Here is a 14,319-nt window from a genome sequence, read left to right on the forward strand (position 1 = left end):
TTATAGCGTATAATTTAGTCCAACTGTAAACCGCATTGGACGTAAAGAGAATTGGCTCAAATTTAAAGAGTTGGAATTACTCGTGGTTGTTGTGAAAAATTGCTCATTAAAAATATTGTACAATTCTGCTCTTAGGATGAGTTTCTTATGTGGTTTGTAATAAAAACTAGTGTTGAATAATGAATTTACATTAGTATTGTCGCTACTAGAAAAGGAACTGATTGCAGTTTCTGTATTAAAATTCCATCGCGCTTTATCAGATAAATAAAGATCCAGCCCCAGATTATGTAATTGAAAATTATTAGTTGCTCGTGAGTTGTCTATAAGTGATAAACCAAAGTTGATTGTGCCGCTGTAACTTAAAGCATAAAACCCACCAGTACTCCAGCTCAATTCAGTACTTAATGAATGATTGATAATGCTGTTATCTTGTGCTGTCCCATTAAAAATCTGTTCGATTTTTGAGATGTCAAAGCTATAACTCGTTTGAGTAGATAAATGGTTAAAAAATCGTTTAGTAAGAGTAGTTGTATTTCTCAGCGTGCTGAATTCATTATCCTGTCTTATCGCTTTTATTTGTATTAATCCATTATCGTCAAGAGATCTGTCATAAATAAATTGAGAAGTAGCATTATTATAAGACGTATTATTTTTTAAGAGAATTCCAGATAGGACATCACTATAACCAAAGAATAGAGAAGCATTGTTGGTACGTGTTATATTTATATCTTGTGGATTAGTATTCAAATTATCAAATTGTCTCAAAATGATTCCAGGATACAATTCTTCAAAACTAGAAATTGAACCTTCAATAGAACCGCTTAAGCCTAGATCCCATTTTCTATTAAAATTACGAGATACCTGCACGTACATATTCATAAAAAGATAATTGTCGCTTTTATCAAATCGTGTAAAATCTTCAATGCGATTTATATTTAAGTAAGAAAATTCTGGATTGATATTAAACCTAAACCTTTTCCAATTAAACGCAGATGATAATTGTGTTTGTGATTCAAAAGTATCAAGACTAAAATCGGTAGCAAATGGAGATGTCGCATCATTATTATTCTGGTTTCTGAGGTAGCTTTCGAGTTTCTCTCTAGACCATCGTACACGTTGTTTTGCCTTCCATTCTATATCTAGAAGTTGAAATGTATAACCTGTGTATGCGCCTAAGTTTAATTTCTCCATTGCTACATCTTGTGTTGTGGAAGTAGCGTTTGCTCCAGGTATTAAATCGATAAATACAGCAGGATCAGCGATCAATTGTTCGTCTGTTGCTCTATATTCAAATAATAGACCGCTATCCACAATTTGATTATTGATGCTGTTTTTAAGCTCTAGGATATTAGTTAATGATTTTTCGACATTATTAAAACCTGTTTGTATGGCATTACCATTTAAAATATTTGAAGAATTACCATTTTGATCCATAAACCTTCCAGAAAGTTTATTGTTGATGTACAAGTCATCTCTATTTAACTCTATAGTATTTCCTAATTGGTAGCGCCTTTGTAATAATTTATTTATGGAGTTGCGATTTACTTGTAAACTATCACTTCCAGTAAAAAACACACTTCTGTTATTTTTTTCTATCTCACTATCTTCATAATTATAATCCATAGATCCTTTAACGATTAGGTCTTTGGGTAAAGTGGTTAGAATATCATTTGTTGCAGATATGGAATTGTTGTCTAACCAGTATCTGTTAGAAATAGTATTGCCATTAACTTCTGGTGGTGTTAGAACAGAAGTGTTTTCCAGTTTTAACTGATAAATATCTCGATTTCCTGTAGTCAATGAGGTGCCAAAATCTTGTAAAGATTTACCTATGTTATTAGCTCGTATACTTGCAATGTTTTGTGATTTATCTTGCAAATAGATAGGAGTAACCTCGCCACGAGCAGTGAGTAACGGAGTTCCTACATCTGCTTTGGAAGATCCAAAAATCAGACTTTGATCTTTTTTAATTTTCAAATTGAGAGCTACTTCACTACTAAGGGTTTTACCTATTTCTATACGTGCGTGATTATGACGTCTTAATAATTCTATATCTTCAACAGCTCCAGCAGGTATGCCTCGAGTTGCAATATTGTAGCGATCTTCTAATAAATCTACACCATTAATATAAAGGTGACTGATGGGTCTGTCGTTGTAGGATATTTTTCCATTTTCGGCAATGCTTACTCCTGGAATGCGATCAATAACTTCTTCAATAGTATAATCTTTTTTTTCTTTAAGTGCTTCAACATCATAACGCACCGTATCACCTTTAATTGTTATGTTGCGTTTAGCCTCAATGAGCACTTCTTTTAAATCATTGTTGGGTCTGTATAGTGCGAATTGATGCTCTTTACTAAAATCAGTAATAATAAATCGCTCTGATTTATAAGTGATGTGCCTGGCTTCTAGAAATACAGTGTCTATGTTTTTAGAGATTTCTATAGAAATTTTTCCGAAATTATCAGTTGTTTTAAAACTTATAATAGAAGTATAACTTGGGTCTTTGTATGCCGTAACAATAGAGTAAGGTAGAGGCTGTTTTACGGAATCGATAACCGTTCCTTTTAGGACATTTTGAGCAATACAAAAAAATGGCACCCAGAAAAAGAGTGCCACTATATAAATAGTATATGGGAAATAAGAATTATTCAATATGATCTATTTCAATAAATTGATAATCGTCCATTAAATCTAGTGATTTATTTTTAAAATTGACTTCGCCGTCGTTAGATTTAAATTCACTTTTTATTATACCAGCTCTATTTCTGCCAGCATATGCCATACGTTGTTCAAAACTCAAGGCTAAAAACGCTTGCTGGTGTTTGTTAAAATCTTTGCGTGTCGTTATTTCTATTGGTTTTTTAGTTACGCTTGGGTAATGAGTTAATCTAACTTCTTTTTTTTCTTTAAAAGCGGTTAGGGAATATTTAAAAATATTATCGGTATCATTCATTTCTACTATGCAACCAGGTAATCCTTTAAATTTATAAGGCCCTACGTCCATAGGAATGTCTTGGGTGAACCAAGCGTTCCAACTTCTACCTGCATAAGTTGTAGTAGCAAGTTGACAAGTGTAGGAGTTGATCTTACGTATAGAATCAGTGATATTCCATTTGAATTGAAGTTGCTCTTCATATTTAAAATATTGATCTGAAACTTTTGATGTAAAAACAACATCATTTTTAATTGTTTTAATTGAATAAGGATATGAATTAACTCGATTATTAAAACGCTCTTGACCGGACATTTTTCTATGAGAGTAAATAGAATCTCTTTTCATCTGATTGTAAAACTGAGTAAATGTTGTGTCGCCAGTTTTATAAATTACAACATAATCCGTCAAGATTAAATCTGGGCGATTAGTATGGTGTTTAAAATCAAATTTATAGAGAAATGCATGAGATTTTGGCTCAATTTGCTCTGGTTGATTTTTAAAATTCAAAAAATAAATTCCTAGTGAAATAAAAGTCACTAGGAATATTTTTGATATTGTTACAGTTGTAGTACCCATTAGTTTTAAAGTACTGGTGGTGCCGTTGCAATAGAAACAATTGGTCGATTATTACAATAATTTTGTAATCTATTTTCAGCTATCTCTGTTTCGGCCTCATTAAGTGCATAGCTCTGTCCAAAAATTACAACAGAGTAACAACCACTTGTGCAAGAAGCTACTATTTCTGTAGAACCTAGTGGACAATTTCCAAAATCTTCCCCAGCTGTTTCATTGATGCTACTAAAAGATAACATTGCCATAGCAACAAAACTTAAAAATAAAATTCTCATAAAATAAAGTTTTAGTTAATATGGCTTAAAGTAAAGTAAAGTAAAGTAAAGTAAAGATCCAACTTAAAAAGTAAATTAATTTTAAACCTTTTAAAATCATGTCGTTGATTTTAGGTGTAAAAAAGGTTTAGTTATAGGCTCTAGTCACAAAAATAAATTATTGCTTATGTTCACAGACACTAGATAGTATGAAAATTTCTTTATGTACTTTTGGTAAAATTGCTTTGAAGTCATTCCGCTTTCGCGAAAGTGAACCTAAAACAGACAAATGAAAAACACATATATAATAGATGGTGTTCGTACACCGATAGGAAATTACAAGGGAACATTATCTACTATAAGACCAGATGATCTAGCAGCGCATGTAATAAAAACCGTTGTAGAGAGAAATCCTAACATCCCAACAGATGCTTATGCAGACGTGATAATGGGTTGTGCCAACCAAGCTGGAGAAGATAATCGTAATGTCGCTCGTATGGCAGGATTGCTTGCTGGGTTGCCAGTTACAGTTCCAGGAGAAACGGTAAACAGATTATGTAGTTCTGGATTAAGCGCTATTGTGCATGCACATAGAGCGATACAAACTGGTGATGGAGATGTCTTTATTTCTGGAGGAGTAGAGAACATGACTCGTGGACCACTAGTTATTGCAAAACCTAGTAGTGCTTTTGGAACAGATTCAAAGATGTATGATTCTAGTTTTGGATGGCGTTTTGTCAACCATAAAATGGCCGAAATGTATGGTGTAGATGGTATGGGAAACACGGCTGAAAATCTTGTAGAGAAATTTACGATCTCTCGTGAAGATCAAGATGCATTTGCAGCATGGTCACAGCAAAAAGCAACGGCAGCACAGCAATCAGGAAGATTGGCAAAAGAAATTGTAGCCGTAGAAATACCACAACGTAAAAAAGATCCTATCATCTTTAAAGATGATGAGTTCATTAAGCCAACTACTACAAAGGAAGTTCTAGCAAAACTGCGTCCAGCCTTTAAAAAAGAAGGTGGATCTGTAACTGCAGGGAATTCTAGTGGTTTAAATGATGGAGCGGCTGCAACAATTATTGCTAGTGAAGATGCTGTAAAGAAATACAACTTAAAGCCTATGGCTAGAGTGGTAAGTAGTGCTGTGGTAGGAGTAGAGCCTCGTATTATGGGTATAGGTCCTGTTACAGCTAGTAATAAAGCACTTGAAAAAGCAGGTCTAACTTTAAAAGATATGGACGTTATAGAACTTAATGAAGCATTTGCATCGCAAGCACTAGCCTGCACAAGAGCATGGGGACTTGCCGACGATGATGCACGTGTAAATCCTAACGGTGGATCTATAGCTATAGGTCATCCACTAGGTGTTACAGGTGCACGTCTTGCTTACAGTGCAGCCTTAGAATTGCAATTAACCGGTAAGAAATATGCCTTAATCACGATGTGTGTAGGCGTAGGACAAGGATATGCAATGGTGATTGAGAATGTGAGTTAAGATGATTTTCTAACTGTTTGATTTATAAAAAAAGCCCCTAGATTTTTAAAATCTAGGGGCTTTTTAATTAGTTCTATATTTTATTAATTAAGTCGTTCTAGAAAAATAGAAGATGTATTATTACTTCTCAAATAGACATTACCGTTGTCTTGTGTTCTATTTACATAGACAGTTACTTGGTCATTAATGTTAAGATCTACTATTTCTGTAATAGAGAGGCTGCTATAGTCTGGAGTAGTATTATTAGGTGAGATCATTTCTTGACTGCGGTATATACCACCAGTGTTATTACCATTTACTCTTATTCTTCCTTCTATAGCAAGTAATCTTTGATTTGAATTGTTAGAAATACCTTCTAGTGATAAATTAACGATTATTTTATACCTACCAGATTCACCTATAGTTACCGTACTTGCTCCAGGTGTAGAGCTAGGTACTTGATAAACTACAGTATTATCATTGAAATAAGTAGCGCCTGCTATTTGTACATATACACCTCCATTATTCAAATTATGAGAAGAGATGCCTGAAATTCCGTTGGTAAATTTGGCCATTCCTCCTATAGTACCAAAAATAGGTTGCCATCGGTTATCTTTTAAAAAGTAATATCCAGCGCCGGTGGTTGTGTTAGTATTATAAACTATAGTACCGTCTTGAGAGCCAGACGGTAGTGGAGCCACTGTGTTGAGATCTTGAATGTCTACTTTAGGGAATAATACACCACTTGTACCTGTAGTGTCTTCCATATGTAGTATGGTTCCAGGTGCAGGTGTATTCGTTCCTATAGCTACTTGAGCATGCAGGTAGCTCAATGCAAATAGTGAGAAAGATAAGGTTAGTAATACATTTTTCATTTTGGAGAATGTTTTAAAAGAATCGGTTGTGTAGGTTATCTTAATTTTTCAATTATAAATGCAGATTGATGAGAAGCACGCTGGTATACTGCAGATGTTCCTTCTGCTTTTATACAATTTATGGCTATCGTGTCTCCTTGGTGTAATTCAATAACTTCAGTAAAATTTAAGGTACCATCATCATCACCAGTTCCATTCCTATCCATTTCAGTACTTCTATGAGTACCTCCATCATATGTTATAGAATTAGAGGAGTCTGTTATTTTAATTCTCGCAAGAATAGCAGTAGAACCTACAGAAATACTAGAGTCATCTTGTTCTAAACTTATAAAAACTGATATTCTGTATCTGCCATCTTTATTGATTTGCAAACTATTTACACGGTTATCTGTATCAGTAACAGGAATGAACAATGAGTTAGCTTCATTAAAAATAGTATGATCCATTAATTCAGCATCCACGCCACCAGTTGTAATTTCTTTACTCAGGCTCACTTCAGGGACGTTTTCTACAGTCTTTGCGTGTTCAAACTTTGCAGCTCTTTTTTCAAATAATTGATTGGGAGCCCACAAAAAGCCATTCCAGTAAAAGAAGCCTTCTCCAGTAAAAGGATTTGTATTATAAACCATAGTTCCTATTTCAGTACCTAGTGGTAATGGGGCTACAGTATTTAAATCAATGATGTTTACATCGGCAAATTTCACTCCTTTATCACCACTAGAATCATCAATATGTAAGGTCGTTCCTACAGATGGGTTTGTGGTTCCTATTCCTACTTGAGCATTAGAATTTGATAGGGTGAAGAGTATGATTATGAGGGTTATAGAAGCTTTCAATTTGAGGACTGTAAGATTTTGGAATTGCGAAATTAGTTAATAATACTCCTTCAAAAATCTGGATATTAGAAAAGCTCAAATGTTTTCTACCACTAGTTGTTTTTTAAGGACGAAGTGCGGCAAAGTTTCTAGTTTCACTATTTTTCTTTTTGAATTTTTATAGGCTTAATCTACTTTAACTAACAAGTGTTAGTCTATTCGGTTGCTTTTCGTATTTTCGTAGACATATATAAGTGTTACGCTTTCGCGAAAGCGAGATCACAACCATCTATTAAAAAGAATATGATCTTAGAAAGTTACATTAATGGCCAGTGGCAAGCTGGTGAAGAGAAATCTACACGTAATATGTATGACGCCATTACTGGTGACATCATAGGTCTTACAAGTACTGAAGGTTTAGATATTGCTAGTGCGTTACAATATGGTCGCGATCATGGTAAGGTGTTGAGGGATATGACCTTTCAGCAACGTGGTAATATGATTAAGAAATTAGCACTTTATCTCAATAAAAGAAAAAAGGCGTTTTACGACATTAGTTACAAAACTGGTGCTACACGTGCAGATAGTTGGGTAGATATAGAAGGTGGTTTTGGAAATCTATTTGCAAATGCTAGTTTGAGAAAACTCTTTCCAGATCAGAGTTATGCCGTAGAAGGTGATCCTATTGATTTATCGCGTGGTGGTCGATTTATGGCACATCACATTCTAGTACCTCGCAAAGGTGTCGCCGTGCATATCAATGCATTTAATTTTCCAGTTTGGGGAATGTTAGAAAAATGTGCTGTAAACTGGATGGCTGGTATGCCAGCAGTAGTATTGCCAGCGCCGCAAACAGCGTTTTTAACGGAAGCTGTAGTGCGTGAAATAATAAATTCAGGAATCCTTCCAGAAGGTTCTTTACAACTCCTAAGTGGTTTGACCACAAGTATTTTAGATACGGTAAACTCGCAAGACGTTGTAACCTTTACAGGTAGTGCTCATACAGGTAGAAAATTAAAAGCACATCCACGATTATTAGAAGAGTCAGTTCCGTTCACGATGGAGGCAGATTCATTAAATTCATCTGTCTTAGGACCAGATGCTGTTCCTGGAACTCCAGAATTTGACATATTTGTAAAAGAAGTACGTAAAGAGATGACCTCTAAAGCTGGACAAAAATGTACAGCGATTAGAAGAATTCTTGTCCCAGAAAACCTGATGGAAGACGTGCAAATCGCATTAGGTCAACAGCTTTCTAAAACAGTGATAGGAGATCCATTATTGAGAGAAACTCGCATGGGTGCTCTTATTAATAATGATCAAAGAGAAACTACTAAATCACAAATCTCAAAAATTGCGCAGACCGCACAAATGGTTTATGGTAACCTAGATGAGGTAGAAATTTTAGGAGATCGCGCCCAAAAAGGAGCGTTTATGTCACCTATTTTAATGCGAGAAGATCAACCGTTTAAAAATACCGCAGCTCATGAAGTAGAATGTTTTGGTCCTGTGAGTACGTTGATGCCTTATAAAAATCTAGATGAGGCGATTGAACTGGCTCATATGGGTAAAGGTTCGTTGGTGAGCAGTGTAGTAACTAGTGATGACGCTTTCGCTAAAGCGTATACCATAAACGCAGCATCGTCACATGGTAGAATATTGACTTTAAATAGAGATAGCGCACCACAATCCACTGGTCACGGATCGCCATTACCATTGTTAGTACATGGTGGACCAGGACGTGCTGGTGGCGGCGAGGAAATGGGTGGACTGCGAGGTATTAAACATTACATGCAGCGTTGTGCCGTTCAAGGAAGTCCAACATCGCTTACCGAAATCACTGGAATTTATCAGCCTAATGGAGCTTATAAAAAAGCAGAGAATCATCCATTCTCATACCATTATGAAGATATTAAACCAGGAATGAGTCTAGAAACTCATAAAAGAACACTGACTGATAATGATATCCAGAATTTTGCAAACTTAACTTGGGATCATTTCTATGCACATACAGATATTACCAGTTTAGATGGTAGTATTTTTAAGAAACGTACCGCGCATGGTTACTTTATCATCAGCGCGGCAGCAGGACTTTTTGTATACCCTAATAAAGGACCAGTAAGCGCCAATTATGGTCTGGAAGATATTAGATTCTTGAGACCATTATATCATAATGACACGATTTATGTACGATTGACTTGTAAAGAAAAACGAGAAAGAGACGTTGCTGGTCGTGAGCATCCTTCTGGGATTGTTAAATGGTATGTAGAAGTTTTTGATGCAGAGCCAGTAGATTATGAAAATGGTAAGACTGATGAAGAAGCAACAGCACTTGTAGCGGTAGCGACTATTCTTACCATGGTAGAGAAAAAACAAACCGTTTTTCCAGAAATTACGGAAGGTTATATAAAGTCTGCTTTAGCAAAATTAGATGCAAACGCTAAACCTAAATGGGGTACAATGACACCACAGCACATGGTAGAACATCTCGAGATGAGCTATAGAATTGCTAGTGGAAAGATTCAGGATTTTGAAGTTGCTACACCAGAGGAATATTTAGAAAAAGTAGCAGCGACTTTGTGGAATTATGATAAAATGCCACAAAATCACAAAATGCCATTAATGAAAGATGGCGAGCTAGAAGATCTGAAGCATAAAGACTTAGAAACTGCAAAGCAACAACTGCTAGAAGCTAGAAATGAATATCTAGATTTCTATAAAAAGAATCCAAAAGCAACTACTAAGAATGCTGTTTTTGGACCGTTGAGTAAGTATGAGTGGACTTTGTTGGAGAGAAAGCATTTGAGTCATCATTTTGAACAGTTTAACCTGATAGGTTAAACTGTTCAAAACATCCGCGCAGGCGGATGTCTCTAGGATGAAAAGAAACCGACAACCGATTATAGCAATAAACAAAAAGTTGAGTGAACCACTACATATATATAATTAGTAATAAGAAGAATGGAACATTATATGTAGGTGAAACAGGAAACATTAGGAATAGAAGTAGCCAGCATAAGAGAAAAGTACATCCGTCCACATTTTCAGCAAGATATAATTTGGATAAACTGATGTATTTTGAAGTAGTAGATTCAAAAGAGCTTGGTCTTAAACGAGAAAAACAGCTCAAGAAGTGGAATCGAGCTTGGAAAATAAGAATTATAGAAGAAAAAAATCCAGAGTGGATAGATTTGAGTTCAGATTGGGATTTGAGTTTTGAGATGATGGGAATAAAAATATAAGTTTAACAAGAGTAACTTCTTGGTTTGTGAATTTCATAAACGGTAGTTGCTCAAATAAAGAGACATCCGCCTGCGCGGATGCAGCCTACGGCTATGACAAAGGAATACGTAAAAACAACAACAGAAAATCAAATACAAACCATAGAATTTTTCCATCCAGCGCACAACTCGCTACCAGGAGATATTCTAGCACAACTTGCACAAGCTATTACAGATGCTGGTAACGATGACGCTACTAAGGTGATCATCTTAAAATCTGGTGGAGAACGTACTTTTTGTGCTGGAGCTAGCTTTAAAGAATTAATTGCGGTAAACGATGCAAAAACAGGAGAGATATTCTTCTCTGGTTTTGCAAATGTGATTAATGCCATGCGCAAGTGTCCTAAATTTATACTAGGTCGTGTACAAGGTAAAACCGTTGGTGGTGGAGTAGGTATAGCTAGTGCAACGGACTATTGCTTTGCGACTAAATTTGCCAGTATTAAATTAAGCGAACTCAACATAGGAATCGGGCCATTTGTAGTAGGTCCAGCGGTAGAGCGCAAACTTGGACTGACTGGAATGAGCAAGATTGCTATCAACGCAAACGAATTCTACACACCGCAATGGGCAAAAGATAACGGCCTTTTTGCAGAGGTTTATGAATCCACAGAAGAAATGGATGCAGGAATAAAAGCATTTGCCGAAAATCTTTGTACTTATAATCCAGATGCTATGGCAGAAATGAAAAAGATGTTCTGGACTGGTTGTGAAAACTGGGATCAACTTCTTTTTGAAAGAGCAAAAATTTCAGGTAGATTGGTATTGAGTGAATTTACAAAGGAAACGTTGAAGCGCTTCGCTTAGGTTATAGGCATGTGGGATGAGGGATGAGGTTTAATTAAAACATTATGAATAGTCAGTATCATTTTAAATTTGAAGATTTGTTGGTCTATCAAAAAGCTATGAGTTTTGGTGAGGAAGTAGACCAATTGGTAATTAATTTTCCGCAAAGAGAATTATATGCCTTAAGTTCTCAATTTAGAAGAGCAGCTGACTCTATAGCACTTAATATTGCTGAAGGTTATCCAGGAAGTGATGCACAATTTGTGAAACATATTAATCATGCACTTCATAGTTCAAACGAATGTGTGTCAGCAAATGAGAAAGCTTTAATGCGTGAGTATATCTCCTATGAACAAAGGGAAGAAATTCGTAAACAAATCACTACAATACAGAAAATGTTGACAAGTTTGCGATCTAAAATTCGGCAACGATTAAATAAATAATAATTTACCACATACCACATACCACATACCACATACCACATACCACATACCACATGATCTACTCTTTCAAATCCCACATTCCAGTAATTCACGAGTCCAGTTTTGTTCATCCACAAGCGACCGTAATTGGTAATGTGATTATAGGTAAGAATTGTTACGTTGGACCTTCAGCTGTAATACGAGGCGATTGGGGCGAGATAATTCTGGAAGATGGTGTTAATGTGCAAGAGAATTGTACCATACATATGTTCCCTGGAAAAAGCATCACGCTTAAAGAAGGAGCGCACGTAGGTCATGGAGCAATTATTCACGGTGCAAACCTAGGTCGCAACTGCATGATAGGTATGAATAGTGTCATAATGGATGATGCGACTATAGGAGATGAATGCATAGTAGGAGCGATGGCATTTGTAAAAGCCGAAGCTGTTTTTGAACCACGTTCTTTAATTGTAGGGAATCCAGCCAAAAAAATCAAAGAGGTTTCTGATCAAATGATCGCTTGGAAAACTGCTGGAACTAAATTGTACCAACAATTACCTGCAGACTGTCATGAAACTATGAGAGAAGTAGAGCCGCTGCGTGAAATCCCTGAAAATAGACCAGTTCAAGAAGATTTTTATAAGACCTTACAGGAAATCAGAAAGAGATAACTTAAAACCCTTCCTTTAAAAGTTCTAGTTCTTTTAATAGTTCAGTCCTTTGTTTTTTCAGGTTTTTAATTTTTCGATTGTCTTGATAGTTCCAGACAAAATAAGCGATAGTCATACATGCAGCGTACCATATTGCGATGCATAGTACAGTTCCGAAATATCCAAAATCGCTAAGATCTAACGCCATGACACTCTCTTTCCTATAAACACCGTCAGCAACACTTGTATAAGTAGGTCCTACAAAGCTGATAAAAACACCAAACAATAAAACATTAATCCAGTTGCGTCCTATCCAATTTTTGGAGCGTTCTGCTTTTTCAATTTTATATTGATTTGCTAACAGCGCTTTTTCCTTATAATGAATTTGCATGATTGGTAAATAAACAGTGAAAATAGTGAATTAACGTAATATGATTTTTTTCTCGCTTTCGCGAAAGCGGAATTACAACAAAATTTATGCAACTAACAAGCGTTAGTTTTCTTATTTTTATACCATGGCAAAGACTATGGATTTTTTGCTCCCAAAAATGGGAGAATCAATAACAGAAGGAACAATACTTAACTGGCTGGTCCAAGAAGGAGAAGCTTTTGAAGAAGGTGATATCCTTGTTGAAGTAGGTACAGATAAGGTAGATAATGAAGTGCCAGCACCAGCGGCAGGGATAATGTCTAAGCATTTATGCGCTAACGGTGATGTTGTCGAAATAGGTAGCGTGATTGCTCAATTTGAAGAATCAGATGGTTCTGTAAAGACGGTTGCCGCTCCAAAATCTGCTGAGTCTAATACGGTAGTTAAGAGTGAATCTTCTGTGAGTAAGCAGCCTAAACCAGTAAAGACAACTTCAAAAACTACTGCGGTTTCTAATTCTTATGTAAATCAAGATCTTTTTGTGAGTCCGCTTATAGATTCTATGGCTCGTAAGAATCATATGTCTTATGAGGAACTTGCTCGCATACCAGCAACTGGTCATGAAGGTAGATTGCGCAAGAGTGATGTGGTAAATTATATCAATGAAGGTAGGCCATTTCAATTTGCACAAGCTGTAAGTAATGAACCAGATCCTACAGCATATCGTATACCACAACTTAAACTAGATAAAGGAACAGGTACTATTATTAAAATGGACCGCATGCGCTCTATGATTGCAGATCATATGGTGTATTCTAAGCATACAAGTCCACACGTGACTGCTTATGTGGAGGCAGATCTTACAGATTTAGTGAACTGGCGTAATAAAAATAAAGCACCTTTTCAAGAAAAATATGGCGAGCGATTAACTTTTACTCCTTTGTTTGTAGATGCGGTAGCGAGAGCAATTAAGGAATATCCTAATATTAATGCTAGTGTAGATGGTTCCAATATCATCGTTAAAGAAAATATCAATGTAGGGATGGCGACCGCATTACCTTCAGGAAACTTAATAGTACCTGTGGTTAAAAATGCCGACCAGAAATCTTTACAAGAAATCGCTGCAGATGTGAATCGCATGGCAAACCTAGCACGTGAAAATAAATTAGGTGGCGACGATATTAAAGGAGGAACATTTACGATATCAAATGTGGGAACATTTGGATCATTAATGGGAACACCTATTATCAATCAGCCAGAGGTAGCAATTCTTGCAACAGGAATTATAAAAAAACGCGCTGAGGTAATGACTAAAGATGGCGTGGATAGTATTGAGATAAGAAGTATGATGATGTTATCATTATCATTTGACCATAGAGTAGTAGATGGATTTTTAGGAGGTAGCTTTTTAAAGCAAGTAGCTTTGAATCTAGAGGCAGCGCTTGATAAAGATTATTAATGAAATTGATTTTTCGCGCTCGATGCGGAAACTGCTAGTTTTATCTAATGGCCAGTTACGAGCACAAATATTATGTCTATTTACTTTCTAATAAGAAAGATGGTGTTTTGTACCTTGGAATGACAGATGATGTGAAGCATAGAACTGGACAACATAAAGAAGAAAGGTATAAGAAAGCGTTCTCAAAACGATACCAGACTAAAAAACTGGTCTATTTTGAAGAATTTCAATGGGTTCAAGAGGCACAAGCAAGAGAGAAGAAGCTGAAGAAGTGGAAGCGGCAATGGAAAATAGACCTTATTGAAAAGGATAATCCTGAATGGCTAGATCTTGCAGAGGCTTGGTGGGATGATGAGAATTATTAATTAGTATGGAGTAAGTATAATCAGATTCCGCATCAAGTGCGGAAATTCAAG

The 14,319-nt window shown here is 36.0% G+C and carries 14 protein-coding genes; 8 read left to right on the forward strand and 6 right to left on the reverse strand.

Features of this window, described 5'->3' with window-relative positions; all coding sequences use genetic code 11:
• Genes ACJJVN_RS04060 through ACJJVN_RS04070 form a run of 3 tightly spaced genes read right to left on the reverse strand, consistent with a single transcriptional unit; the run spans position 1 to position 3,756 of the window.
• Complete coding sequence (locus ACJJVN_RS04060; RefSeq protein WP_405377211.1) at positions 1–2,655, reverse strand: hypothetical protein; 2,655 nt, start codon at positions 2,653–2,655, stop codon at positions 1–3.
• The gene (locus ACJJVN_RS04065) at positions 2,648–3,514 is read right to left on the reverse strand and encodes a GLPGLI family protein (RefSeq protein ID WP_405377212.1); all 867 of its coding nucleotides are present in this window, start codon (positions 3,512–3,514) and stop codon (positions 2,648–2,650) included. Before ACJJVN_RS04065 ends, ACJJVN_RS04060 begins: the two co-directional genes overlap by 8 nt.
• Positions 3,515–3,519: 5 nt before the next feature.
• Positions 3,520–3,756, reverse strand: a complete 237-nt coding sequence (locus ACJJVN_RS04070; RefSeq protein WP_405377213.1) for a hypothetical protein — start codon at positions 3,754–3,756, stop codon at positions 3,520–3,522.
• 298 nt (positions 3,757–4,054) lie between these two features.
• On the opposite strand from ACJJVN_RS04070, the gene ACJJVN_RS04075 reads away from it, so the two are divergent.
• On the forward strand, positions 4,055–5,266 hold the full coding sequence (locus ACJJVN_RS04075; protein ID WP_405377214.1) for an acetyl-CoA C-acyltransferase: 1,212 nt from the start codon (positions 4,055–4,057) through the stop codon (positions 5,264–5,266).
• Positions 5,267–5,349: 83 nt separating this feature from the next.
• On the opposite strand, the gene ACJJVN_RS04080 is transcribed toward ACJJVN_RS04075, so the two are convergent.
• Both ACJJVN_RS04080 and ACJJVN_RS04085 read right to left on the reverse strand, forming a co-directional pair.
• Entirely contained in the window at positions 5,350–6,120 is a 771-nt protein-coding gene (locus ACJJVN_RS04080; protein ID WP_405377215.1) for a hypothetical protein, read from the reverse strand.
• A gap of 35 nt (positions 6,121–6,155) precedes the next feature.
• Entirely contained in the window at positions 6,156–6,956 is an 801-nt protein-coding gene (locus tag ACJJVN_RS04085) for a hypothetical protein (RefSeq protein ID WP_405369625.1), read from the reverse strand.
• 282 nt (positions 6,957–7,238) lie between these two features.
• Here ACJJVN_RS04085 and paaZ point away from each other — a divergent pair, with 282 nt between their 5' ends.
• The 5 genes from paaZ to ACJJVN_RS04110 all read left to right on the forward strand — a co-directional run bounded on the left by paaZ (position 7,239) and on the right by ACJJVN_RS04110 (position 12,095).
• The gene (gene paaZ, locus ACJJVN_RS04090) at positions 7,239–9,776 is read left to right on the forward strand and encodes a phenylacetic acid degradation bifunctional protein PaaZ (RefSeq protein WP_405377216.1); all 2,538 of its coding nucleotides are present in this window, start codon (positions 7,239–7,241) and stop codon (positions 9,774–9,776) included.
• Positions 9,777–9,859: 83 nt separating this feature from the next.
• Entirely contained in the window at positions 9,860–10,177 is a 318-nt protein-coding gene (locus ACJJVN_RS04095; protein WP_405377217.1) for a GIY-YIG nuclease family protein, read from the forward strand.
• Positions 10,178–10,270: 93 nt separating this feature from the next.
• On the forward strand, positions 10,271–11,023 hold the full coding sequence (locus tag ACJJVN_RS04100; protein WP_405377218.1) for an enoyl-CoA hydratase/isomerase family protein: 753 nt from the start codon (positions 10,271–10,273) through the stop codon (positions 11,021–11,023).
• Between the two features lie 44 nt (positions 11,024–11,067).
• Complete coding sequence (locus tag ACJJVN_RS04105) at positions 11,068–11,445, forward strand: four helix bundle protein (protein WP_397303528.1); 378 nt, start codon at positions 11,068–11,070, stop codon at positions 11,443–11,445.
• A gap of 53 nt (positions 11,446–11,498) precedes the next feature.
• A complete protein-coding gene (locus ACJJVN_RS04110; RefSeq protein ID WP_405377219.1) occupies positions 11,499–12,095 on the forward strand; it encodes a transferase hexapeptide repeat family protein in 597 nt (198 codons plus the stop codon).
• A gap of 1 nt (position 12,096) precedes the next feature.
• On the opposite strand, the gene ACJJVN_RS04115 is transcribed toward ACJJVN_RS04110, so the two are convergent.
• A complete protein-coding gene (locus ACJJVN_RS04115) occupies positions 12,097–12,465 on the reverse strand; it encodes a hypothetical protein (RefSeq protein ID WP_405377220.1) in 369 nt (122 codons plus the stop codon).
• Positions 12,466–12,622: 157 nt separating this feature from the next.
• Between ACJJVN_RS04115 and ACJJVN_RS04120 the strand changes: the two genes are divergently transcribed.
• Positions 12,623–13,903: a dihydrolipoamide acetyltransferase family protein gene (locus tag ACJJVN_RS04120; RefSeq protein ID WP_405377221.1), complete on the forward strand. Its 1,281-nt coding sequence runs from the start codon at positions 12,623–12,625 to the stop codon at positions 13,901–13,903.
• A 47-nt stretch (positions 13,904–13,950) separates the two neighbouring features.
• A complete protein-coding gene (locus ACJJVN_RS04125) occupies positions 13,951–14,268 on the forward strand; it encodes a GIY-YIG nuclease family protein (RefSeq protein WP_104515590.1) in 318 nt (105 codons plus the stop codon).
• The last annotated feature ends 51 nt before the right edge of the window (positions 14,269–14,319 follow it).

The organism is Nonlabens sp. Asnod3-A02 (genome assembly GCF_045063755.1).
Lineage (GTDB): Bacteria > Bacteroidota > Bacteroidia > Flavobacteriales > Flavobacteriaceae > Nonlabens > Nonlabens xylanidelens.

Coding starts and splice junctions, on each gene's coding strand:
- ACJJVN_RS04075 (WP_405377214.1), top strand. CDS start 4,055: ATGAAAAACACATATATAATAGATGGTGTTCGTACACCGATAGGAAAT.
- ACJJVN_RS04105 (WP_397303528.1), top strand. CDS start 11,068: ATGAATAGTCAGTATCATTTTAAATTTGAAGATTTGTTGGTCTATCAA.
- paaZ (WP_405377216.1), top strand. CDS start 7,239: ATGATCTTAGAAAGTTACATTAATGGCCAGTGGCAAGCTGGTGAAGAG.
- ACJJVN_RS04115 (WP_405377220.1), bottom strand. CDS start 12,465: ATGCAAATTCATTATAAGGAAAAAGCGCTGTTAGCAAATCAATATAAA.
- ACJJVN_RS04125 (WP_104515590.1), top strand. CDS start 13,951: ATGGCCAGTTACGAGCACAAATATTATGTCTATTTACTTTCTAATAAG.
- ACJJVN_RS04120 (WP_405377221.1), top strand. CDS start 12,623: ATGGGAGAATCAATAACAGAAGGAACAATACTTAACTGGCTGGTCCAA.
- ACJJVN_RS04070 (WP_405377213.1), bottom strand. CDS start 3,756: ATGGCAATGTTATCTTTTAGTAGCATCAATGAAACAGCTGGGGAAGAT.
- ACJJVN_RS04065 (WP_405377212.1), bottom strand. CDS start 3,514: ATGGGTACTACAACTGTAACAATATCAAAAATATTCCTAGTGACTTTT.
- ACJJVN_RS04080 (WP_405377215.1), bottom strand. CDS start 6,120: ATGAAAAATGTATTACTAACCTTATCTTTCTCACTATTTGCATTGAGC.
- ACJJVN_RS04100 (WP_405377218.1), top strand. CDS start 10,271: ATGACAAAGGAATACGTAAAAACAACAACAGAAAATCAAATACAAACC.
- ACJJVN_RS04110 (WP_405377219.1), top strand. CDS start 11,499: ATGATCTACTCTTTCAAATCCCACATTCCAGTAATTCACGAGTCCAGT.